This is a genomic window from Halorubrum sp. Atlit-26R (genome assembly GCF_003666015.1).
Taxonomy (GTDB): Archaea; Halobacteriota; Halobacteria; order Halobacteriales; family Haloferacaceae; genus Halorubrum.
In genome coordinates this window covers 1-461 of sequence record NZ_QPLT01000480.1, presented here as the reverse complement: position 1 = coordinate 461, position 461 = coordinate 1, and the positions used below count along the sequence as shown (strand labels likewise).

The following is a 461-nucleotide window of genomic DNA, read 5'->3' as shown; positions in this document are numbered from 1 at the left end:
TCACTCATTGAGTTCCAAGAAAGAACTGGACTCAAATTGAGTACGACAGAGGATGTTGAGATTCGGTCTGACGGTATCTCAAGGCCTTCTCGTATTCCTGTAGACATTGTTGAGAGGACAACTCAACCATCTCCGCTTGGAAACGGAGATGAACAAAGTGTTGATGGTGCTATTTGTAAAAATCCGTTTTATGGGGATGAAGACTACCTAAATGATGCTCTCGACATTCCACAACCAAGGCCAATTACAAAATACCGGAGTTTGTATGCGTTTTTACATGATTGGCACGATCCGAATAAGCCACGAGAGTACGATACGAAGCGATTTGTGGTGACTGATCTGAGCGAGTTTACCCAAGGGATCTATGCGAACGTACAGGATGTAAAGTTCGATATTAATTGGTAATCAGACTGAAAGATTGAGATGTATTGAGGGCATTGAATAGGTCTACTTTCACTCGG

1 protein-coding gene is annotated in these 461 nt (G+C 42.5%); it reads left to right on the top strand.

Annotated elements, in window-relative coordinates; genetic code table 11:
- Positions 1 to 405 (top strand): hypothetical protein (locus tag DVK07_RS23120; protein ID WP_233565646.1); only part of this gene is annotated, 405 nt, incomplete at its 5' end.
- Positions 406 to 461: the final 56 nt, after the last annotated feature.